This is a genomic window from Paracoccus acridae, assembly GCF_014642735.1.
GTDB lineage: Bacteria > Pseudomonadota > Alphaproteobacteria > Rhodobacterales > Rhodobacteraceae > Paracoccus > Paracoccus acridae.
Window position 1 is genome coordinate 57,042 of record NZ_BMIV01000005.1, and the last position, 21,830, is coordinate 78,871.

Annotated in this window: 21 protein-coding genes; 1 reads left to right on the forward strand and 20 read right to left on the reverse strand. The window is 66.3% G+C overall.

Features of this window, described 5'->3' with window-relative positions; genetic code table 11:
- Nucleotide 1: 1 nt before the first annotated feature.
- Together IEX25_RS08990 and IEX25_RS08995 are read right to left on the reverse strand one after the other, a co-directional pair.
- Nucleotides 2-1,399 carry a cbb3-type cytochrome c oxidase subunit I gene (locus tag IEX25_RS08990; protein ID WP_103172488.1) on the reverse strand — a complete coding sequence of 466 codons (1,398 nt, stop codon included), beginning with the start codon at nucleotides 1,397-1,399 and terminating at the stop codon, nucleotides 2-4.
- 12 nt (nucleotides 1,400-1,411) lie between these two features.
- Nucleotides 1,412-1,864 (reverse strand): c-type cytochrome, encoded by a 453-nt coding sequence (locus IEX25_RS08995; protein WP_103172427.1) that lies wholly within the window; start codon nucleotides 1,862-1,864, stop codon nucleotides 1,412-1,414.
- 134 nt (nucleotides 1,865-1,998) lie between these two features.
- Here IEX25_RS08995 and IEX25_RS09000 point away from each other — a divergent pair, with 134 nt between their 5' ends.
- On the forward strand, nucleotides 1,999-2,223 hold the full coding sequence (locus IEX25_RS09000) for a hypothetical protein (RefSeq protein WP_188714789.1): 225 nt from the start codon (nucleotides 1,999-2,001) through the stop codon (nucleotides 2,221-2,223).
- Nucleotides 2,224-2,324: 101 nt separating this feature from the next.
- On the opposite strand, the gene IEX25_RS09005 is transcribed toward IEX25_RS09000, so the two are convergent.
- The 18 genes from IEX25_RS09005 to IEX25_RS09090 all read right to left on the reverse strand — a co-directional run bounded on the left by IEX25_RS09005 (nucleotide 2,325) and on the right by IEX25_RS09090 (nucleotide 21,791).
- A complete protein-coding gene (locus tag IEX25_RS09005) occupies nucleotides 2,325-3,467 on the reverse strand; it encodes an MBL fold metallo-hydrolase (RefSeq protein WP_188714791.1) in 1,143 nt (380 codons plus the stop codon).
- A complete protein-coding gene (locus IEX25_RS09010; RefSeq protein WP_188714793.1) occupies nucleotides 3,436-4,407 on the reverse strand; it encodes a patatin-like phospholipase family protein in 972 nt (323 codons plus the stop codon). The genes IEX25_RS09005 and IEX25_RS09010 overlap by 32 nt, the downstream gene beginning before the upstream one ends.
- Before the next feature lie 3 nt (nucleotides 4,408-4,410).
- Nucleotides 4,411-4,899 carry a DUF4142 domain-containing protein gene (locus tag IEX25_RS09015; protein ID WP_188714795.1) on the reverse strand — a complete coding sequence of 163 codons (489 nt, stop codon included), beginning with the start codon at nucleotides 4,897-4,899 and terminating at the stop codon, nucleotides 4,411-4,413.
- A 79-nt stretch (nucleotides 4,900-4,978) separates the two neighbouring features.
- Nucleotides 4,979-5,731 (reverse strand): SDR family NAD(P)-dependent oxidoreductase, encoded by a 753-nt coding sequence (locus IEX25_RS09020; RefSeq protein ID WP_188714797.1) that lies wholly within the window; start codon nucleotides 5,729-5,731, stop codon nucleotides 4,979-4,981.
- 23 nt (nucleotides 5,732-5,754) lie between these two features.
- The gene (locus tag IEX25_RS09025) at nucleotides 5,755-6,504 is read right to left on the reverse strand and encodes a DUF2243 domain-containing protein (protein ID WP_188714799.1); all 750 of its coding nucleotides are present in this window, start codon (nucleotides 6,502-6,504) and stop codon (nucleotides 5,755-5,757) included.
- A 54-nt stretch (nucleotides 6,505-6,558) separates the two neighbouring features.
- Nucleotides 6,559-7,389 (reverse strand): manganese catalase family protein, encoded by an 831-nt coding sequence (locus IEX25_RS09030; RefSeq protein ID WP_188714801.1) that lies wholly within the window; start codon nucleotides 7,387-7,389, stop codon nucleotides 6,559-6,561.
- A 135-nt stretch (nucleotides 7,390-7,524) separates the two neighbouring features.
- Nucleotides 7,525-8,349 carry a 5-deoxy-glucuronate isomerase gene (gene iolB / locus IEX25_RS09035; RefSeq protein ID WP_188714803.1) on the reverse strand — a complete coding sequence of 275 codons (825 nt, stop codon included), beginning with the start codon at nucleotides 8,347-8,349 and terminating at the stop codon, nucleotides 7,525-7,527.
- A 65-nt stretch (nucleotides 8,350-8,414) separates the two neighbouring features.
- Nucleotides 8,415-9,326: a myo-inosose-2 dehydratase gene (gene iolE, locus IEX25_RS09040; protein WP_188714805.1), complete on the reverse strand. Its 912-nt coding sequence runs from the start codon at nucleotides 9,324-9,326 to the stop codon at nucleotides 8,415-8,417.
- Nucleotides 9,327-9,337: 11 nt separating this feature from the next.
- Nucleotides 9,338-11,176 carry a 3D-(3,5/4)-trihydroxycyclohexane-1,2-dione acylhydrolase (decyclizing) gene (iolD, locus tag IEX25_RS09045; RefSeq protein WP_188714807.1) on the reverse strand — a complete coding sequence of 613 codons (1,839 nt, stop codon included), beginning with the start codon at nucleotides 11,174-11,176 and terminating at the stop codon, nucleotides 9,338-9,340.
- A 62-nt stretch (nucleotides 11,177-11,238) separates the two neighbouring features.
- A complete protein-coding gene (locus IEX25_RS09050; protein WP_188714808.1) occupies nucleotides 11,239-13,161 on the reverse strand; it encodes a bifunctional 5-dehydro-2-deoxygluconokinase/5-dehydro-2-deoxyphosphogluconate aldolase in 1,923 nt (640 codons plus the stop codon).
- Between the two features lie 18 nt (nucleotides 13,162-13,179).
- Nucleotides 13,180-13,965 carry a TIM barrel protein gene (locus tag IEX25_RS09055; RefSeq protein ID WP_188714810.1) on the reverse strand — a complete coding sequence of 262 codons (786 nt, stop codon included), beginning with the start codon at nucleotides 13,963-13,965 and terminating at the stop codon, nucleotides 13,180-13,182.
- A 4-nt stretch (nucleotides 13,966-13,969) separates the two neighbouring features.
- Entirely contained in the window at nucleotides 13,970-14,986 is a 1,017-nt protein-coding gene (locus IEX25_RS09060; protein ID WP_188714812.1) for a Gfo/Idh/MocA family protein, read from the reverse strand.
- Nucleotides 14,987-14,994: 8 nt separating this feature from the next.
- A complete protein-coding gene (locus IEX25_RS09065) occupies nucleotides 14,995-15,891 on the reverse strand; it encodes a sugar phosphate isomerase/epimerase family protein (RefSeq protein WP_188714814.1) in 897 nt (298 codons plus the stop codon).
- Between the two features lie 72 nt (nucleotides 15,892-15,963).
- Complete coding sequence (locus IEX25_RS09070) at nucleotides 15,964-16,893, reverse strand: substrate-binding domain-containing protein (protein ID WP_188714817.1); 930 nt, start codon at nucleotides 16,891-16,893, stop codon at nucleotides 15,964-15,966.
- Between the two features lie 44 nt (nucleotides 16,894-16,937).
- A complete protein-coding gene (locus tag IEX25_RS09075) occupies nucleotides 16,938-17,957 on the reverse strand; it encodes an ABC transporter permease (RefSeq protein ID WP_103172412.1) in 1,020 nt (339 codons plus the stop codon).
- Between the two features lie 13 nt (nucleotides 17,958-17,970).
- The gene (locus IEX25_RS09080; protein WP_188714818.1) at nucleotides 17,971-19,509 is read right to left on the reverse strand and encodes a sugar ABC transporter ATP-binding protein; all 1,539 of its coding nucleotides are present in this window, start codon (nucleotides 19,507-19,509) and stop codon (nucleotides 17,971-17,973) included.
- Between the two features lie 56 nt (nucleotides 19,510-19,565).
- Nucleotides 19,566-20,507, reverse strand: a complete 942-nt coding sequence (locus tag IEX25_RS09085) for a sugar ABC transporter substrate-binding protein (protein ID WP_103172486.1) — start codon at nucleotides 20,505-20,507, stop codon at nucleotides 19,566-19,568.
- Nucleotides 20,508-20,762: 255 nt separating this feature from the next.
- On the reverse strand, nucleotides 20,763-21,791 hold the full coding sequence (locus IEX25_RS09090; RefSeq protein ID WP_188714820.1) for a LacI family DNA-binding transcriptional regulator: 1,029 nt from the start codon (nucleotides 21,789-21,791) through the stop codon (nucleotides 20,763-20,765).
- Nucleotides 21,792-21,830 lie beyond the last annotated feature (39 nt).

Below are 21,830 nucleotides of genomic sequence, written 5' to 3' on the forward strand. Positions count from 1 at the left end.
GTCACTCCGCAGCGATGTAGTCGGGGTTATTGGCCAGGCGCTCACGCTCGACCGGGCCGGGGCGGACCACTTCCCGGCGCGGGAAGGACAGGGCATAGATGAACAGGATCGCACCCAGAACCACGGCGACGCCCGACCCGAAGCGCATCCAGTAGAACAGCGCCATCTGGTCCTGCACCTCCATGTAGCCCATGCCCAGGACGCGCTGCAGATGGGTCTGCACCGTGCCCGCGAAGGTCAGGGCGAAGGTCATGAACAGCATGCCCCCCGACATCAGCCAGAAGGATGCCATGTTCAGCACCTGGTTATAGGGGTCGCGCCTGCGCAGGATCGGCATGGCATAGGAGAACAGCGCCAGGTTGAGACAGACATAAGCGCCATAGAAGGCCAGGTGCCCGTGGGCGGCGGTGACCTGCGTGCCGTGGGTGTAATAGTTCACCCCGTGCAGCGTATGCAGGAAGCCCCAGATCCCCGCGCCGAAGAAGGCCAGCACGGCGCAGCCCAGCGACCACAGCAGGGCGGCCTTGTTGGGGTGGTCGCGCCGGCCCTTCCAGACCATCACGAAGGCAAAGGCCATCATCGCGAAGAACGGCACCACCTCGAAGGAGGAGAAGATCGAGCCGATCCACTGCCAGTATGCGGGCATCCCGATCCAGAAATAATGGTGCCCGGTGCCCAGGATGCCCGAAAACAGCGCCGTGGCGACGATGACATAAAGCCATTTTTCGACGACCTCGCGGTCCACGCCGGTCAGCTTCAGCATCAGGAAGCCCAGGATCGAGGCCATGATCAGTTCCCAGACACCTTCGACCCACAGGTGGATCACATACCACCAGTATTGCTTGTCCAGGCCCAGGTTGGCGGGGTTGTAGAAGGCGAACAGGAACAGCAGCGCCAGTCCCCACAGCCCGATCAGAAGGATGGTGCTGATCGTGGTCTTGCGGCCCTTCAGCACCGTCATCGACACGTTGTACAGAAAGATCAGCGCGGCCACGACGATGCCGACCTTGACCCAGGTGGGCTGTTCCAGGAACTCGCGCCCCTGCGTGCCCACGAAATAGTTGCCGGCCCAGGGATTCCACAGATAGGTCAGCACCGCCCCCGCCGTGCCCACCACCAGGATGAACAGCTGCAGATAGGCCAGGAAGGGCGAATGGATCTCGCGTTCCGCTTCCTCGGGGATCAGGAAATAGGCGGCGCCGAAGAACCCGCACAGCAGCCAGACCACCAGGGCGTTGGTATGGACCATCCGGCCCACGCTGAAGGGCAGGATCTCGGACAGGAAGTTCGGCTGGACATAGATATAGCCGATGATCAGCCCCATCGTCACCTGCGTGGCGAAAAGGGCCAGGGCCACGGCGATATAGGCCAGGGCGATCTTTTGTGATTGATATTTCATGGTGTTTTCCAATCAACCGGCGTCGTTGGGGGGCCAGTCCTGGGTGCGGATCTTGTTGGTCCACAGCAGGAAGTCGGTGACTTCGCGGATTTCGTCGTCGGACAGGTTGAACTGCGGCATCTGGCGCCGCCCCTCGATCCCGGAAGGCTGCGCCTCCATCCAGGCCTTCATGACCTCGAAGGCGGCCTCGGGGTCGTCCTGGACGCCCCAGCGGGTCATCACGTTGCCCAGCTCGGGCGCGAAATAGGCGCCTTCGCCCAGGATCGAGTGGCAGTTGACGCAGGCGTGCTTTTCCCAGACGTGCTTGCCGCTTGCCACGCTGGCGGTCAGTGGCGCGTCATTCGTGGACACGTTCACGATATACCAGTGGCTGTGCACCGACAGGCCGATGAAGATGAGGATAAAGAACAGCGACCCGCCATAGAAGATGTTCCGGGCCATGCTCTTTGTCAGGACTTCGCGCATGGCGAGGATCTCCCGATACAGTTGCGATGGGTTGCACCATCGCCGGACGGCCGGGGGCGATCCTTGTCCAAAGTCAAAGAAGCCGCATTAAATTCGTGCAGAATGCAGGGATGGGACAGAAAAGGGGAAAGCTCATGGACGATCGCTGGCCGGTCTGGAAACTGGCGCTGATGCTTTATGTCTTCGCGGCAGGGGCGGTGGCGATCAACCTGTTCATGCTGGGGCTGCTGGGCCAAGCCCTCGGGCTGCCCGCGCTGTCGCCGGTGACGACGGTGCTGGTGTCGATCCCCCTGGGCATTCCCGCCGCCTGGGCATCGGGGCTGTGGGCTCGGCATCTGATGGACCAGGCCGCGTCCTGAGCCGGCGGTTCCAACCGGCGGATCTTGCGCGGATGGCGGTCGGCATCATCCGGCCTTCATGAAGCGCCAGTTGCTGGTGGGGGCGTCGGCCCCCGTCCATGTCAGGGCCGGTCGGGCGACCGGGGCAGATAGCGGCTGTGGGCGGGCAGCCCGCGACGGTCGAAATCCCGGGCAAGCCGATCAAGCGCGGCCAGGAAATCCGGTCCCGCCACGGCAGGGCCGTGGCCCGGGATCATCCGTTCGGGACGCAGCGCCGCAAGCCTGCGCAGGGACTTTCCGGCGGCGTCACAGTCAGGCGTGAAATAGGCGGGCGGACCTTGCAGATGCGGGATCTGCAACACCGCGCTGCCAAGCGATTCCTGGCGCGTGGCGCTGATAGCGTCGCCTGCGATCAGGTCGCCCGTGGCCGCGTTCCAGAAGGACACATGCCCCGGCGCATGGCCGGGCGTATGGATCCATTGCCAACCGTCCAGGCCGGGGATCGTGCCGTCGCGGGGCAGGTCCTGCAACCGGTCGGACACATCGATCGGCCCGCGCGAGAACAGCGGGGACAGTTCGGCCATGGAGCCGCCGCCGACCTCGGGGGCGGGTGGTGGATAGGACCGCGTGCCGTCCAGATAAGGGCGTTCCACAGGGTGGGCCAGGATCGGCGCGTCCCAGTCTCGGGCCAGTTCGGCCAAGGCGCCGACATGATCGAAATGCCCGTGGGTCATGAGGATCGCGGCGGGCCGGGCATCGCCGAACCGCCCCCGCGCCGCCGCGCGGATGGCGGGGCCGGACCCCGCCAGACCGGCATCGACCAGGAACCAACCCCGATCCCCCGCATCCGGCCTGCCGATAAAGGCCAAGTTGACGATGCCGCAGCGCAGCCGGACCAGATCCGGGCCAATCTCATCCCCGATCACTGCTTCCCGGGGAAGCGGCACCCCGTCCGGTCCCGGCGGCTGGGTCAGGGCGGCGGCGGCCAGGGAAAAAACGCCGTAGCCTGTCAGAAGGGCGCGCGGTCCCGGCGCGCGTTCGCCCAGACCCGCCGCCAGGCAGGCCGCCCCTTGGGCCGCGTCCAGCATCCGGTGCTGGTCCAGGCCGTCGCGATACCGGGTGGCCAGGGAATAGGCCGCGACCCCCAGCCCGGCCAAGGTCAGCGGGCGCGTGAGGCGGCCGGGCCATCCCAAGGCGCGGGGCACCAACAGCAGCGCGGCGGCGGATGCGGCGTCAAGCCGGGCGTGAAGACGGATCGGAATCATCGGACACATTCTCCAAGGGGGCGGATGCCGGTGCAGCGGGGGGCAAGGACGCGCGAAGGCCGCCAAGCGCCCGGGCCGTCAGGGCCGCGCCCAGTTCGACCCGCCGCGCCAGGTTGGACCTGCCGAAATCGAAGGCCTTGCCTACGAAGACATCGTCGGGATCGGTCAGCACGACATGATGGAAATCGCGCCCCTTCAGGTCGGCGCATTGGATGATGCGGGCCGATTGCCCGGCAAAGAACAGTTCCTGCGCGCGGGTGCCGATGCCGTCCATGGTTTCCAGCATCGTTCCCTGCTGCGTGAACAGGTCAAGCGCGATGATCGCCGCATCGCCCGGCCGGTCCAGCAGGGGGCGCAGGGGCAGGTTCTCGCACAGGCCCGGATCCAGGAAGGCGCGGCCGTCGATATGGATGGGCCGGAACAGGATGGGCAAGGCGGTGCTGGCCATCAGGTGGTCCACCGTCAGGGTCGTGCCGCGATTGCGGAAATCCACGATCTGGCCGGTTTCGGCATCCAGCGCGGTGATCGTGACCTCGATATCGGAATCGTTCAGGCGGTCGAAGTCGATGCTGCGTTCCAGAAGCCGCCGCATCGGCCCGCGCCGGAATTGGGAACGATCGGCGGGCATGCCCGGCACGATCTCCCACAGGCCCGGCCAGGATGGCACGAACAGCGGCGGATGGCCGCGCAGCAGCATGGCGGTGATGGATGCCCGGCGTCCGCTGACCGAACGATGCTGCGCGACCTTGTCCAGGAATGCGTGCAGCGCCTCGGTCCGCCGGTCGGGCGGATTGCCTGCGATCACCGCAGCCACCACCGCCCCGATCGAGGCGCCCGACGCGCGCGTGACGCGCAGGCCGGATGCCTCGACCGCCTGCCAGGCGCCGACATGGAACGCGCCAAGCGCGTTCCCGCCGGCAAAGCAAAGCCAGGCCTCCATGCGTCAGCCCAGACGGTTGCTGATCGCCCGCAGCATGGACATGTGGGTATCGATGCTGGGGACACCGACGATGGACGCGCCGCGCGCCATCGGGTTTTCGCCGTTCTCGGCATAGGCCGCGTGCAGCACGCGCAGCTGCTCGTGCCCCTGCATCTGCGCCGTCAGATACTGCCGGTCGAATTCCGCGCCTGCCTCCATGGCGTTCATCTGTTCCAGCATGGTCGCATGTTCGGGCGCGACCTGGTCGGACGGGGCGGCGCCAAAGGCGCGGGCCACGGCCTCCTGCTCGGATATTTCCAGCGCGGCGAAGGCCTGGACGGCGGGATCGGTCGCCTTCTCGGCGGCAAGTCGGCTGCTGAGCAACGCGAAATTGCCGCCCAGCAGGATTTCCTGCATGCGCGCATCGGGGGCGGCGGTCTGGGCAAAGGCCATCCGGGCGACCGGCATGACGGCGGCTGCGGCGCCTGCGGCGAAAAGGGTTCTGCGTTTCATCGTGGTTCTCCTGTCGGTGGGAAGATGGCCCGGCGTGCCGGACCGGTGGTTCGCCGGGCCTGTCGGCCGGGCGGGAAAATCATTCGCCCTTGGGCTTGGCCATCTGCCGGTGCATCTTGGCCACCACGCCCGCGGGCAGGATTTCGGCAGCCGTGGCCTGGATCTTGTTCTTCAACCCCGGCGTCATCTGCGTCTGGCCCGCCAGCATCGCGTCATAGCCGGCGCGGGCGACCATGGCGGGGTCGTCCTTCTTCATCTGGCCCAGGTTCGTGTCCAGAAGCCCCGCGCGTTCGAAGAAGGCCGTCTCGGTGATCCCCGGCATCAGGCAGGTCACGGTCAGGCCAGTGTCCTTCAGTTCCTCGTTCCAGCCCAGGGCGAAGTTGTTCAGGAACGCCTTCGAGGCGTTGTAGATCGCCTGGAACGTTCCCGGCATGAAGCCCGCGATGGACCCGGTGATCAGGATCCGCCCTTCGCCCCTGTCGCGCATGCGCCGTCCCAGGGAATGCGCCAGCCGCAGCACGCCCAGCACGTTCGTCATCACCACATGGTCGATCCCGGCGGGGTCCTGGTCCAGGAAGGCATGTCCCATCCCCGTGCCCGCATTCAGCATCAGAAGATCCACATCGCGCCCGGCCACCGTGTTCAGAACGGCGACAATCCCGTCGGGCGTAGCCAGGTCGGCTTCCACCGCCTCGCCGCCCAAGGCGGCGGCCGCTTCGTGGATGGCGGGTTCGTTCGCGATCATGATGGTCTGGTGGCCGTCGGCGCGGGCGATTCGGGCCAGTTCCAGCCCGATCCCGGTCGAGGCGCCGGTGACGATGGCAAGGGTCATGGTCTTCTCCTGTTCGGGCCGCATCACACGCGGGCCCAGTTGAAACATCCGGCGGGCACCCCTGTTCCGCTGACCAGCAGCGCGCCCGACAGGTAAAGCCGCCAGGGCTCGCCGCCTTCCAGCCGCGCGACCGTGACCTGGGACAGGGGGTCGGACCAGATCACGTCGCCTTCCCCGAAACCCGCGCGTGACAGGGCGGTTCCTGGATCGACGCCCGGCGCGAAGACGATGGTGGAGAAGGGCTGATCCACCGGAGGCAGCGCCGCCCAGGTCCCCGCCCCCAGGCTGACTGCCGCCAGGACGGACACCGTCAGGCCGGGCGGAGGGCCGCCGCGGTCGGTGGGCCTGCGCGTGATGGCACGCCCCAGCAGGATGGGCAGCACACCCAGCCCCAGGAACCATCCCAGATCCCAGGCCAGCGGAAAGGCGCTGTCCAACTTGATGCGGTGGATGCCCAGCAGCCAATGCGACAGGATCCCGTCCAGCACATGCCAGGCCCCGAAACCCACCAGCAGCGCCCCCAGCGTGCCGTTCAACCCCGCGGCGGCGCCCCGCGCCCGCCACAGCCCGATCAGGGACAAGGCTGCCAGCCCGTACATCAGGGCATGGAACCAGCCATCCCACAGGATTTGCAGCCGCAGATCCTCCATCCCCGGCACCAGGCTCAGCAGGTGATGCCATTGCAGGATCTGGTGCAGCAGGATGCCGTCGAAAAACCCGCCCAGGGCGAAACCCAGCGCAATCGTCCAGCGGATCCAGGGCCTTGGGGTCATGATCGTTCCGTCCACAATGAAAAGCCCGCCGGCACCGGCCGGCGGGCTGCGGGATCACCCGATCTGTTCGGCCTGCGCGCCGCTGCCCGGCCGGGCCATGCCCAGATCGGGCTTCTGGTCGGACGGTTGCAGCTTGCCGGTGGTGAAGGTGCCCTTGCCATCGATGGACGGCCCTTCGCCCCAGCGGCCCGGAACCGGCGCGCTGCCATCGGCCTGAAATCCCAGATAGGCATAGCTGAACTCGGTCTTTTCCTGGGACTGCGGGAAGCTGTTGGGGATCGGGAAGGCGCCGGTCATGCCGCCCAGTTCCTCGAGCGCGGCAAGCCACTGGTTCTGGTGCATCGTGTCGCGCGCGATCAGATAGGACAGCATGTCCTTCATGCCGGTGTCGTCGGTCATGTTGTAAAGCCGGACGGCCAGCGTGCGGCCGGTCGTTTCGGCGGCGACATTGGCGGTCATGTCGGCGGCGATGTTGCCGCTGGCATAGATGTGGGACATGTCGAAGGGCACGCCGTCGCTGTCCACCGGCATGGCCGACAGCCCCGAGGACAGCAGGTTCTTGAGGTTCATGCCCCCCATGATCGCGCCCACGGCGCGATCGGTGGCGGCCATTTCCTCTTTCATCGACAAGGGCGCGCCTTCAAGGTTCATGGCGACGGCCGTGGCCAGCATCTCGATATGGCCCAGTTCCTCGGCGGCGGTGTTCATCAGCAGGTCGCGGAACTTGGGATTGCCACGCGCGCCGCAGGCCTGGAAGAAGTACTGCATGGCCACGCGGATCTCGCCCTCGACCCCGCCGATGGCCTGCTGAAGGGCGCGGGCGAACACGGGGTTTGGGGAATCGACGCGAACCGGGTATTGCAGCTTGTTGTCGGTGTAGAACATCGGAGAGCCTTGGCTGATCGTGGATTGAAGGTCCGCATTCGGACCGCGAATCACACGCCCGCACTGGGCGGACGACCGACCACCAACAGATCGACCGTCCAGATGTTCCCCGGTGATTGTGCCGTTAATACTTTATCAACTCGCCTGAGCCTGGCGCGCGTCCTTCTCGATGACGCCCATGACCTCGGGGGCGGCGACGAAGCGCCAGTTCCGGCGCGGACCCGCCATGACGTTGAGGTAGTAAAGCTCGAACCCGTGCGGCGCCGCGCAGGGATGGTGGCCACGGGGCACCAGGACCACATCGCCGTCGCGCATGGCCATGCATTCGTCCAGGCTGCCGTCGTCCGTATAGACCCGCTGAACGGCCCACCCGTCCCTGGGGTTCAGACGGTGGTAATAGGTTTCCTCGAGATAGGTGATCCGGGGAAAGTCGTCCTCGTCATGGCGGTGGCTGGGATAGGATGACCAGTGGCCTGCGGGGGTGAAGACCTCGGTGACCAGCAGGCTGTCGCAGAAATCCTGGTCCTCCATGGCGATGTTGTTGATCCAGCGGGTGTTGGTGCCCTGGCCGCGCCGGGTCAGCGTGATCCCGTCCGGGCCGATGCGGCGGGCGGGATGGTTGCCCTGGCCCGGCGCGGTGCAGACAGCCAGCGTGCAATCGGTCGTGGCCTGGGCCTGCCAGTCCTGGCCGGGAGGCACATACAGGCAATGCGGCGGGGTCTTTTCGAAGACATCCATGCGATTGCCCAGAACGCCCCAGTCCTGGCCAGCCGCGCGGATCTGGGCCTTGCCCTCGACCAGGACCAGGATCGCCTCCCTTTCCCCGGTGGCTTCCGTCACGCTTTCGCCAGCGCGCAGGCGGTGAAGCGAAAATCCCACATAGCGCCAGCCGGCCGATTGCGGCGTGATGCGATGCACTTCGCCATGGGTGCCGAAGGGTCTGCGAAGAAGGGTGCTCATGACGGGCCTTGTCTTCTGTGTGGAAATATCCTCGGGGGTGTGGGGGCAGACAGCCCCCACCGCGCTCACGCCGCCGCCGCGCGGTCCAGTCCCGCCTCGGCTGCCGCCGCCTTCAGCGACTTCAGCCCCAGTGACTGATACTCCAGCGGATTGCGCTTTTCCGGGTCCTGCTCGGCCTCGATCACCAGCCAGCCGTCATAGCCCGCCTCGGCCAGGATGCGCAGCAAGGGCACGAAGTCGATGGCGCCTTCGGGATCGCCCGGCACGGTGAAGGCCCCGGCCAGCACGCCCTGGATGAAGGACAGGTTTTCCGCCCGCACCCGCTGGGTCACGTCCCGGCGGATGTTCTTGGCGTGGAAATGGGCCACGCGGGGGGCGTGCTTGCGCAGCACCGCCTGGGGGTCGCCGCCGCCGAAGGTGCAATGGCCCGCGTCGAACAGCAGGTGCGTGGCGGGTCCGGTCGCGGCCATGAAGGCGTCGATCTCGTCGGGCGATTCGACCACCGTGCCCATGTGGTGGTGATAGGCCAGCGTGATCCCCTGCGATGCCAGATAGGCCGCGAATTCCTCGATCTTGCGGCCGAATTCGGTCATCTCGGCGGCCGTCAGGCGGGGCCGGTCGTTCACCGCGACGCGGGGATTGCCATGCACGGTGTTGGAACATTCGCAGACGATGCAGACGCGGCAGTCGTTTGCCTTCAGCTTGGCCAGATGCGGCTGGACCGCCGCAATCTCGTCCTCGACCGAACCCACCAGCAGGTTGGTCGAATACCAGCCCGAGATGAACTTCAACCCATATCGCCCCAGCAGATCCTTCAGCGCCTGCGGATCGTCCGGCCAGCGGTGGCCGTTCTCGATCCCGTCGAAGCCGATGATGCGGCCTGCCTCGTTCAGGATCTGCTCGGTCGGGATATGGGCGCCGATGGTCTGGTCGTCGTCATTGGCCCAGGCGATGGGATTGGTGCCATAGCGGATCATGGGTGCTTTCCTCAGTTCACCAGCCGCGCGCGGGCGGCATTTTCCAGATAGGTTTGATAGGCGTCGCGCAGCCTGTCCGTCGCGCCCACTTCGGGAACGGCCACGTCCCACCAATGACCGGCATCAGCCGTCAGGCCGTGGGCGGGGCCGTCCTTAGCGGTGGTGTCGATCACGATCACGGTGGGGATGTCGCGCCCCCGCGCGGCGGCGATCTGCGCTTCCAACTCGGCGATGCCGCCGGCCTTGACCGCATGCGCGCCCATGGACCCCGCATGGGCGACATAGTCGATCCGGGGCTGGTCCTCGACGTTGCAGTCCACATACATGTTGTTGAACGGAACGCCGCCCGAGACCTGTTGCAACCGGTTGATGCAGCCATAGCCCCGGTTGTCGGTCAGCACGACCGTGAAGGGCACGCGCCGCATCACCGCCGTGGCCAGTTCGCTGTTGGCCATCATGTAGCTGCCGTCGCCCACGAAGCAGATCACCTCTCGGTCAGGCTGCGCCAGCTTGATACCCATCGCGCCCGCGATCTCGTAGCCCATGCAGGAATACCCGTATTCCATGTGGTATCCGCCCTGCGCGGGCTGCCACAAAAGCTTCAGCGCGCCGGGCATGGTGCCGGCGGCGCACATGGCGATGGCGTCGGGCGCGGCGCGCTGGACCGCGCCGATCACCTGCGCGTCGGTGGGCAGGTCGTTGCCGGGCGAAGGTGCCGCGCAATGGGCATCGACGGCGGCCAGCCAGTCGGTGCGCGCGCTGCCGTCGAAGGCGGCGCGATGATCGCCCAGGGCCGCCGTCAGCTTTTCCAAAGCCACGCGCGCGTCGGCCACCAGCGGCACCGCCCCGTGCTTGGCGGCGTCGTAGCCGTGGACATTGATCGACACCAGGGTCGCATCCGGCGCGAACATGGTCCGCGATCCGGTCGTGAAGTCCTGCAACCGCGTGCCGACGCCGATCACCAGATCCGCGTCCCGCAGCACCGCATTGGCCGCAGCCGATCCGTCCACGCCCGCCGCGCCGAAGTTCATCGGATCCGCCTGCGCCAGTGCCGACTTGCCCGCCTGCGTTTCCGCCACAGGGATGCCGTGGCGGCCGGCAAAGGCAGACAGCGCGGTCTCGGCCCCGGAATAGATCACGCCCCCGCCCGCGACGATGGCGGGGCGTTTCGCGGCGCGGATCAGGCCCGCCACCTCCTCTAGTTCCTGCCTGTCGGGTTCCGGGCGGCGGATGCGCCAGACGCGGGGTTCGAAGAAGGACTCGGGCCAGTCATAGGCTTCTGCCTGGGTATCCTGGCAGAAGGCCAGGCAAACCGGGCCGCAATTGGCCGGATCGGTCATCACTCGCAGCGCGCGGGGCAGGGCGGTCAGCAACTGCTCGGGCCGCTGAATGCGGTCGAAGTATCGCACCACCGGGCGGAAGCAGTCATTGGCCGATACGGTGCCGTCGTCGAAATCCTCGACCTGCTGAAGCACCGGGTCGGGGCGGCGGCTGGCGAAGACATCGCCCGCGATCAGCAGGACCGGCAGGCGGTTCACATGCGCAAGCGCGGCGGCCGTGACCATGTTGGTGGCCCCCGGTCCGATGGAACTGGTCACCGCATGGGCGCGGCGGCGCGCCTTGGCCTTGGCGTAGGCGATGGCAGCGTGGGCCATGGTCTGTTCGTTCTGGCCGCGCCAGGTCGGGAAGGCGTCGCCGATGCCCTGCAGCGCCTCTCCGATGCCCGCGACGTTGCCATGGCCGAAGATCGCCCAGCAGCCTTCGATGAAGCGTTCGCCGTCTTCCGTCATCTGCACGGACAGCCATTGCATCATCGCCTGCGCGGCCGTCAGCCTGATCGTTCCGCTCATCTTGGCTCCTCTTGCGTGATCTGCCGGGACAGGCTGTCCGTCCCCCTTGTCCAGATGCCGGTTCATGCCGCCACCTTCGCGCTTGCCCGCGCCTTGTCCCAGATGCCGCAAAGCCGACTGTATCGCCGTGCCATCTCCTCGACCGCCTCGCCGTCGGTCAGGTCGCCGTCCAGCCAGGCCCGCGCCACCGCGCCGAAGATCGTGCGTCCCACCGCGAAGCCCTTGACCAGCGGAAAGCTTGCGGCGACCGCAAAGCTGTCGGCCAGTGCCGCCTCGGGCGCGTCGAGGCCAAGGACCACGATGCCGCGGGTGTTGGGGTCGTTATCCTCGATGGCGGCAATGGCCTTGCGCCAGGCCACCCCTTCGGTCAGGGGTTCCAGCTTCCACCAGTCGGGATAGACGCCCGCCGCATAGAACTGCCGGATCAGGGTTGCCGTTGTCTCGTTGTCAACGGGTCCGACCTTGGACGGGATGATCTCCAGCAGGAATTCCAGGTCGTTGCGGCGCGCGGCCTGGAACAGGCGCCTGACGGTTTCCTCTTGCGCGGCGCGGGTCGCGGGATCGTCCTTGGGATGGCAGAAGCACAGCACCTTGACCACGTTCTCGCGCGCCCAAGCCTCCAGCCCGCCGCAGTCGAGGCCCAGGTCCGGTTCCAGTTCCAGCGGCCGCGATCCCGGCCATTCGGTTGGACGCCCGATCCACAGGCCCGTGCCCGACGCGGCATGCAGCGCGTCGCGCCCGATGCGGTTGTCGCACAGGATCCCGTATCCCGGCTTGCCGCCCTGGACCTGCAACGCGGCCCGCAGGCACAGTTCCTTGAAGGCGCCGCCCTTTTCGGGCGTATAGCCGGGCATCTGTTCCAGCTGCATCCGGTGATCGAAGGCGAAGACCCGCATGGTGGACCAATCGCCCCCGGTGCGCCGGTGGCGGTTGGTGGCCCAGTGGACCTGTTCCAGTTCGGGGTCGTTGCGCAGGTCGGGCCGGGTCACGCCGCGTTTCAGGAAGAACTCCAACTCGGCCAGCGATGGATAGGCGGGCGTGCAGCCGTGCCGGCTGACCGCAAGCGCGCCGCAGGCATTGGCGTATTCCAGGGCCTTGGGCCAAGGCTCGCCATCCAGCCAGCCCTTCATCAGCCCGGAAAAGAAGCCGTCGCCCGCGCCCAGCACATTGAAGACCTCGATCGGGAAGCCCGGACCGGCTTCGCCCTGATCCAGGCTGTCGGGGATGGCGCCGGTAAAGGCCACCGCGCCCGCAGCCCCGCGCTTGCAGACCAGGGTCGCGTCGGTGACGCCCCGCACCGCCCGCAGCGCGGCGATGGTGTCGGTGGTGCCGCCAGCGATATGAAACTCCTCCTCGGTGCCCACGATCAGGTCGAACAGGGGCAGCGTGGATTGAAGCCGGGCCGTCACCGCCGCGCTTTCCACGAAGCGGCTTTCGCCCGCGTCGTGCCCGGCAAGCCCCCAGAGGTTCGGGCGATAGTCGATGTCCAGTGCCGTCCGCGCCCCATGCTTGCGGGCCAACCGCAGCGCCTTGACGACAGCGGCTTCCGTGCGCGGATGCGACAGATGCGTGCCGGTCGCCAGCACCGCGCGAGCGTCCGCGATCAGGCCCTCGTCGATATCGTCCTCGCACAGCGCCATGTCGGCGCAGTCGCTGCGATAGAAGATCAGCGGGAACTGTTCCTGGTCGCGGATCCCCAGGATCACCAGGGCCGTCAGCCTGTCGGGATCGGTCCTGACGCCCCGCACGTCCACGCCTTCGCGCACCAGTTGTTCGCGGATGAAGCGGCCCATATGTTCGTCGCCCACCCGCGTGATGAGACCGGACCGCAGCCCCAGCCGCGCCGTGCCGCAGGCGATGTTGGTGGGGCTGCCGCCGATATACTTGCGGAACGACCCCATGTCCTCCAGCCGCCCGCCGACCTGCGCGCCGTAAAGATCGACGCCCGCGCGGCCGATGGTGATCAGGTCAAGGGATTTGGTCATGGGATCGGTCCTTTTTGGTCAAAGCTGCGCGGAAACAAAGGCCATGCTGGCCTTCACCGCGCCCTTGGGATCGGCGGCCCCATGCACTTCGGGGGCAAAGGGTTCGAAGCTGAAGGCCCCGTCATAGCCCGCGTCCAGCAGCGCGCGGATCTGGGGCAGGTTTTCCAGCCGGTCCCCGCCGTCCACCAGCACCCGGTGCGCGTCCAGCATGTCGGCCACCGACACCGCCGGATCGGTCACGCCCGAGATGTGGACAAGGCCGGTCCAATCCGGGAAGAACTCAGTCTCACCCGCCAGGTGGTGGTGGAAGGTGTCGTGCAGAAGACGGAAGGTGCCCTCGCCCCCGGCGGCCTGGATGGCCCGGATCGCCTCGGCCTTGGTGCGCAGGGACGAGATCGGGAAGCCCAGCGGTTCCACCAGCCCGGTCAGTCCGCGCGTGTCCAGGATCGTCTTCATCGCCGTCAGCGCACCCACCAGGCTGTCAAAGGCGACCGGCGTGCCGTCGTTGAGCGGGCACATGACCAGGGCCTTGGCCCCGCAGGCGGCAGCATAGTCGGCCATCTCCTCGGCCCGCGCGGGCAGGTTGCCCGCCCAGGTGTTGAAGGGGTAAAGCGCGTTGATCGAGACGATGGTGACGCCGGCCTTTTCGGCCTCGGCCTTCACCTGCTCGGGACGCCATTGGGACAAGACATCGGGCAGGTCGTTGCGGATCTCGACCTCGGTCACGCCAAGGTCGCGGGCAGCAGCGAAGAAGTCCGGCAGCGACAGGTTCGGCGCGGCGATGTGGTTCAGGGCAAAGCGCATGGGGTCAGCCTTGGGCGTAAAGGGCGGGACGGTCGGGATAGGTGATGGCGATCATGGCGCCCTCGGCTTCCTGCGCCTGGACGCAGGCGTCCGAGGTGACGGCCGCCATGTAGCCGTCCCAGGAGGTCGGTCCCGATGCCGTGCCTTGCGCCGCGGCCTTCAGGAAGTCCTGCAGTTCCACGTCATAGGAAGCAACGAAGCGGTCCTTCCAGTCGGTCAGGATCGGGTTTTGCAACGTCGCGTTCAGGCGCGTCTGGATCGCCATCGGTTCGGGCAGCCGGGCAACGCCATCCTCGCCCACGACCTCGCACTGGATGTCATAGCCGTAATGGCAGTTCACGAAGATCTCGGTGTCGATGACCGTGCCCTTGGCCGTCACCAGCGTCACGATCTGCGGGTCGCGCAGCTTGGCGTGGGAACGTGCGCAGGACCGGGGAAAGGTCACGCGGGCGGACACATAGTCGTCGTCCAGAAGCCAGCGGAACACGTCGATCTCGTGGATCAGCGTATCGTGGATCGCCATGGGCGTCGTATAGGCCTCGGGCACGAAGGGGTTGCGGTGCGCGGCATGGACCATGATCGGGGCGCCGATCTGGCCGTCCACGACCTTCTTCAGCGCAGCGTAGCCTTCGTCATAGCGGCGCATGAAGCCGACCTGCACCAGACGCTTGCCGTGCGCCACCTCGGCATCGACGATGCGCTTGGCGCCCTCGGCGGTCGTCGCCAGCGGCTTTTCGCAGAAGCAGGGCTTGCCGGCCGCGATTGCGGCCAGGACATATTGTTCATGCGTCGCGCCCCAGGAGGTGACCAGCACCGCGTCCACATCGGTGCTGGCGATCAGATCCTCGCCCCTGTCGAAGACGGTGGCATCCGGGGCGATGTCCGCCTTGACGGCCTCGGCGGATGCGCGGTTGACGTCCGACAGCGCGGTGATGGTGCCGCCCGACAGCACCTGGTTGATGCGCCGCGCGTGGTCGCGGCCGATGGCTCCGGTGCCGATGACACCAATCCTGACGGTCATGTTGGATCTCACTTCCAGTATTTTTCGACGTATCGTTTGGTTTCCGACAGCATGTATCGGGCGCTGTCCTCGGCCCGGTCTTCCCAGGCGAAGACGCAGTTCGACAACACGCCGTCGAACTTCATGTCGGCCAGGGTGGCGAAGAAGGTGTCCCAGTCGATCTCGCCCTGGCCGAAATCGGTGTGCTGGTGGACGCGCACCTTCGATCCCGGCGGGTTGACGATGTATCGCAGGGCCGAGGACTTGTTGTGGTCATAGGTGTCGGCAAGCCGCACATGTTCCAGCAGTCCTTCGGTCGCGCGCAGGTTCGCCACCATGTCGGGACCGTAGAAGAAGGTGTGCGGCGCGATGAAGGATGCGCGCACCATGGGCGAGTTGATGGTCTTGATGATGTCCACCGCCGGGGCGATTTCCTCCAGCCAATCCTCGGGATGGGCCTCCAGCGACAGCTTGATGCCCTCGCGTTCCAGGATCGGGACCAGCACGTCCATGGCGCGGAAGAACTGGTTTTCGCAGGTTTCGGGACGATGGAGGCCCGAACGGTCGTTCAGGCTTCGGTCGGGGCTGCCGCCGCGTCCGAACTCGCTGACGAACAAGGGACATTCCAGTTCCACCGCCCATTCGATCGCGCGCTTCCAGTTGTCGATCGCCACGTCCCATTCATCAGGGTATGGGCTGGCCCAGCGATACATCGGCTGGATCGAGGCGAGGCCCACGCCCGTATCGCGCAGCGCCTGCTTGAAGCTGCGGATCCGTTCCGGGTAAAGCTTCGGGCGCGTCCACCAGGAAAAGAAATCCGGGCGGGGCGACATTTCCACATGGTCATAGCCCAGTTCGGCCACCTTGCGGACGGTATCCTCCAGCGACAGGTGGCGGATCATGTGCGGGTCAAGCGTGTGTTTCATCGGGCGTCTCGGACAGGGGTCAGGGGCCGGGCAGGGCGGGGAGGAGGAGACGCCCCGCCCGGCAAAGGCCGGTTACTTCTGGTAATCGGCCATGTTCTGGGGCGTGACCGGCTCGAACGGGATCCAGTGTTCGGGCTCGATCTTTTCGCCCGCTGCGGCGGCGACGGCGGTGCGGACCGCCTGTTCGCCCTGGCCGGTGGCGTTCTGATAGACGGTCACGTCCATCTGCCCCGCCTCCATCGCGGCCAGGCCGTCGGCGGTGGCGTCGATGCCCGCGATGACGATGTCGCCCTTGCCCGTGGTCGCGGCCAGGGCCTGCGCCGCGCCGATCGCCATTTCGTCGTTGTTGGCGACGATGGCGTCGAATTCCAGGCCCGCCGTTAGCCAGGAGGTCACCAGATCCTGCGCCTGCACGCGGTTCCAGTTGGCGACCTGCTTTTCGATGATCTCGACCTCGCAATCGGGCTGGGCGAAGGCTTCCTCGACCATCTGCGTGCGCACATGGGCGGCGTGGTTTTCCAGCGGACCCATCAGGATCACCGCCTTGGCATCCTCGCGCCCTTCAAGCGCCGCGCAGACGGCGGCGGCTTCCAGGCGGCCCGCGTCGGTTTCCTGCGACCCGACATAGGCGGTGCCCTGGGGCATCCCGGTTTCCAGTTCGGCGGGCGGATGGTTCACATAGATCAGCGGGATGCCCGCCCCCGTCGCCGTGGCGGTGATGGCGGCCGTGCTGTCGCCATCGACCGCGTTCACGATGATCGCATCGACGCCGTTCGCCACGAAGTTCTGGACCTGGTTCAGCTGCTTGGCGACGTCCAGTTGCGCATCCTCGACCGACAGGGTGACGCCTTCGGTCCGTTCCGCCTCGGCGCGGATGCCGTTCAGCAGGATCGTCAGGAAGGGGTTGTCAAAGGACGTCATGGTGACGCCGATCCGGGTTTCCGCCACGGCGGGCGCGGCCAGCGACAGGCAAAGGGCGGTGGTGGCGATGAGTCTGGTCATGGGGGTGCATTCCCGTCGGTTGGGTGTGAAAGGAGAGCGCGGGCCTAGCTTGTCTTCCGGCGCTTGCGCTGGCGGTGGACGTCGGCCACCACGGCGGCCACGACGATCGCGCCCTTGATCATTTCCTGGTAGTAGGCGTCGAGCCTGAGGAACGTGAAGCCCGAGATGATGACCCCGAAGATGATCATCCCGATGGCCGTGCCCAGGATCGACCCTCGCCCGCCGTTCAGCGACACGCCCCCGATCACCGCCATGGCGATGGCGTCCAGTTCATAGGCCAGGCCCATGCCCGCCTGCGCCGTCTGGCCGCGTGCGGCGACCACCATCCCGGCAAGTGCTGCCAGCATCGCGGCGATGACATAGACCTTGACCAGGTGGCGTTCCACGTCGATGCCGGACACGCGGGCGGCCTGGGCATTGGCGCCGATGGCATAGGTGAACTTGCCATAGCGGGTGTATTTCATCGCCACGTGGAAGATCAGCGCCACCAGGATGAAGATGACGACCGGCATCATGCCGCTGCCGATCCAGGCGAAACCCTCGGTCGGGAAGCTGATCGGCTGGCCCTTGGTGTACCACTTGGCAAAGCCGCGCACCGTGACCATCGTGCCCAGCGTGGCGATGAAAGGCGGGATCTTGGTATAGGCGATCAGCCAGCCGTTGATGAGGCCGACGACGGCCCCGCAGCCAAGCCCGATCAGCAGGGGCACGATCATCGGCAGGTCGGTCAGCGCCGGATAGACCGCGCGGGCATAGGTCGAGACCTGGGCAAAGGACATCGCCACCATGGCGACCGCGCCCACCACGGAACCCGAGGACAGGTCGATCCCGCCCGAGATGATGACCTGCGTCACGCCCACGGCGATGATGCCGATCACGGACACCTGCAGGATCATGATCTTCAGCCGGTTCCAGGAAAACAGGAAGGACTGTCCCTGGAAGATCCAGCCCAGGATCTCGAAGACCAGGGCGATGCCGATCAGGACCAGGAGGATGTTCACTTCCGCAGGCCATTTGCGCTGCGTGCGCGGCGCGGCGCGGGCGGTGATGTCTTGGCTGCTCATGCGAATGGTTCCCTTACTTCGCCGCAAGCGACATGATCTTGACCTGATCCGCTTCCGCGCGGTCCAGGAAGCCGGACACATGGCCTTCATGCATGACCATGATGCGGTCGGACATGCCCAGCACCTCGGGCAGTTCGGAGGAGATCATCAGCACCGCCACGCCCTGCGCGGCCAGTTCGGTGATCAGGCGGTGGATTTCGGATTTCGCGCCCACGTCGATGCCGCGGGTCGGTTCGTCCAGGATCAGGATGCGGGGCTTGGTCAGCAGCCAGCGGGCGATCAGCAGCTTTTGCTGGTTGCCGCCCGACAGGTTTTCCACCGTTTCCTGAAGGTTCGGGGTCTTGACGCGCAGGGTGCGGGCCATGTCCTCGGCCAGGCGGTTCACCTCGGCCTGCTGGACGAAGCCGTTCTTGACATGGCTGCGGGTGATCAGCGCGGACTGGATGTTTTCCAGGCAGTCCAGCGTCAGGAAACAGCCGGTTTCCTTGCGATCCTCGGTCAGGAAGGCCATGCCATGCGCCATGGCCTGCGCGGGACTGGCGATGGTCACGGGCTTGCCGTCGATCAGGATCTCGCCGCTGTCCGCCGGGTGGACGCCGAACAGCGCCTCGGCCACGTTGGACCGCTTGGACCCGACCAGACCCGCCAGGCCCAGGATCTCGCCCCGGCGCAGGGTGAATGACACGTCGTGGAAGACGCCGGGCAGCGTCAGGTCACGCACCTCGAGGATCGTGTCGCCGATGGGGCAATCGACCTTGGGGAACATGTTGGTGATCTCTCGGCCCACCATCATGCGGATGATGTCGTCGCGGGTCACGTCGGACGCGTTGTGGGTGCCCACATACTTGCCGTCGCGGAAGACCGTGAATTCGTCGGCGATCTCGAACAGCTCGTTCATCTTGTGGGTGATATAGACGATGCCGATGCCGCGGGTGCGCAGGTCGCGGATGATGGCGAACAGGTGATCCACCTCTCGTTCCGTCAGCGCGCTTGTGGGTTCGTCCATGATCAGGACATCGGAATTGTGGGAAACCGCCTTGGCGATCTCGACCATCTGCTTTTGCGCCACCGTCAGTTCGCTGACCTGCGCGCGGGGGTCGAGGTTGATGTTCAGCCGCGCGAACAGGTCGGCCGTCATCCGGGTCATCTCGGCATGGTCGATCAGGCCGAAGCGGTTCTTGGGTTCGCGGCGGATCCAGATGTTTTCCGCCACCGTCATCCAGTTCATCAGCGCCAGTTCCTGGTGGATCATCGAGATCCCCTGTTCCAGCGCGTCCAGCGGCGATTTCAGCGCCACCACCTGGCCCCGCAGCCGGATTTCCCCAGCATCGGGCTGATAGACGCCGGCGATGATCTTCATCAGCGTGGACTTGCCCGCGCCGTTTTCCCCCATCAGGGCGTGGACCGTGCCGGGGCGGATGCGCAACTGCACGTCATCCAGCGCCAGCACGCCCGGAAATTCCTTGCGGATGCCGCTGATCGACAAGACACCGTCGCGTTGGGTGGCCGCGTGAACGCGGTCGATGGCGGCGGCCGTCCTTGGGCTGACCATGAAACTGTCCTCCGGTGGGAAAGGGTGCCGGGACGAAACCGTCCCGGCGGCAGGGCTCAGTTCCGGGCCTGGTATTCGGCCAGGTTCGCGGGCGTCACGAGTTCGAAGGGCACATAGACCTTGTTCTCGACCTCCTCGCCGCGCGCCAGCTTCAGCGCCGCGTCCACCGCGCCCTGGCCCTGGCCCGCCGCATTCTGGAACACGGTCACGTCCAGGTCGCCCGCCTCCATCGCCGCCAGGGCGTCCTGCGTGGCGTCAACGCCGCCGACGATCACGTCGTCCATCGACATGCCCGCCGATTTCATGGCCTGGATCGCGCCGATGGCCATTTCGTCGTTGTTGGAAATCACCGCGTCGAATTCCAGCCCCGAGGTGATCCAGTTCGTCATCAGGTCGGCGGCCTGGGTGCGCGACCAGTTCGCGGTCTGCTCCTCGACGATCTGGATGAAGCTGCATTCGGGCGTGGCGATCACGTCCTTGATGTCCTGGGTGCGCATCCGCGCGGCCTGGTTCGACAATTCGCCCATCAGGACGACCGCCTTGGCCTCGGTCTTGCCGGCTTCCTTCAGCAGGCGGCAGATTTCCTGGGTTTCCAGCGTGCCGGATTCCTTTTCGTCGGACGCCACGAAAGCCTGGTTTTCCGGCAGGTCGTCGACGTTCACAGGCTCGCGGTTGACATAGACCAGCGGGATGCCCGCGTCGGCCGCGGCCTGCGACATGGCGACGGTGGCGTCGGTATCGACCGGGTTCACGATGATCGCGTCCACGCCCGAGGCCACGAAGTTCTGGATCTGGTTCAGCTGCTTGCCCACGTCGTTCTGCGCATCTTCGATCTGCAGGGTCACGCCGTCCAGGCTGGCTGCATGTTCCTGCATCCCGTTGCGCAGGACGGTCAGGAAGTTGTCGTCGAACAGCGCCATGGATACCCCGATGTTCTCGGCCTGGGCAGCCGTTCCCAGCAGCCCGCAGATCGCGGTCGCCGTCAGCAGTCGCTTCATGGTCTTCCCTCCACTGATGGTGCGCTTGGGCACCTTGTTCGTTGCTTTGTGCCAGACGGCGGGCCGCACGGGGCCACCCCTGCGGATGCAGGGTTTGCGCGGCGTCGGTCTTTGGCAGGCGGCGACGATTCTCCTCAGGTCGTCGCAAGGGGAAGATCACGGAAGGCCGTCCACGGGTCAATCATGCTGTGACGGGGAAAACCATCATTCGTGATGTAAAATGATGCCTTCGGTGATGGTTTTCCATCACGCGGCCTACAGGCTTTCCGGCGTCCAGATCTGGAAGGGAAGAAACCGCTGGCCGGGATTGTCGGTCAGGCCGTGGTCGCGCGCCTGGATCATCAGGGCCAGGGTTTCCTCGCAGACCTGGCGCAGGGGCGTGCTGATGACGGCGGACAGGGTGCGGTCCTGCAAGGCTTCGCGCGAGTCCGGCGTCAGTTCATTGACGATCAGCACCACGTCGCCGGGCTTGCGCAATTCGCGCAGGGCGGCGATGGCGCCCTCCATCCCGCCGCCCGCGCAATAGATGCCGACGATGTCGTTGTGCCGTTCCAGAAGCTCGGTCACCGCCTCATAGGTCAGTTGCCGTGTTTCCAGGTTCACCTGGGGGTTCAGCAATTCGAAATCCGGGGCGTATTCCCGGAAATAGCTGCGAAATCCGGTTTCGCGCAGTTCGTGGCCGTGAAACCGGTGCCCGCCGATGAAGACCGCGACCTTGCCGGGCCTGCGCGCGATCCTGGAGATCAGCCAGCCGACCGTTCGGCCGACCTTGATGTTGTTGGTCCCGACATAGCTTTCCCGCACGCCTTGGGCGAAGTCCGACAGCAGCGAAAAGGTGGGAATGCCGCGCGCGCGCAAATCGCTGACTGCCGCCGTGACCTTGTGGTGGTCCAGCCCCGTCGCCGCCACCGCATCGACCTTGCCGGCCATCGACGCCAGCAACTGTTCCAGTTCCCCCGGCAGGGTCGATTGCGCGAACCGCACCGTCACCCGCACCCGGTGCGAGGTGATCTGCGCCGCCTGATCCTGAAATTCCCGTGCGAAGTCTTGGTAAAAAGGGTGTCGTTCCTTTTGCAGGATCAGCGCGGCATGCAGTTCGGGCAGTTCCGCCATCAGCCGCGCCCGGATCGCGTTCGCCCCGTGATAGCCGATGCGCTGCGCAGCGTCCTGCACGCGCCGCGCGGTTTCCTCGCGCACCTTCAGGCGGCCGTTCAGGACCCTGTCTGCCGTGGCAAGGCTGACGCCCGCCTCGCGCGCAAGGTCGGCAATGGTCGGGCGGCGCATCGGCTGTCTTTCCGGCTGGTGATGGGATCCGTCAGGGTC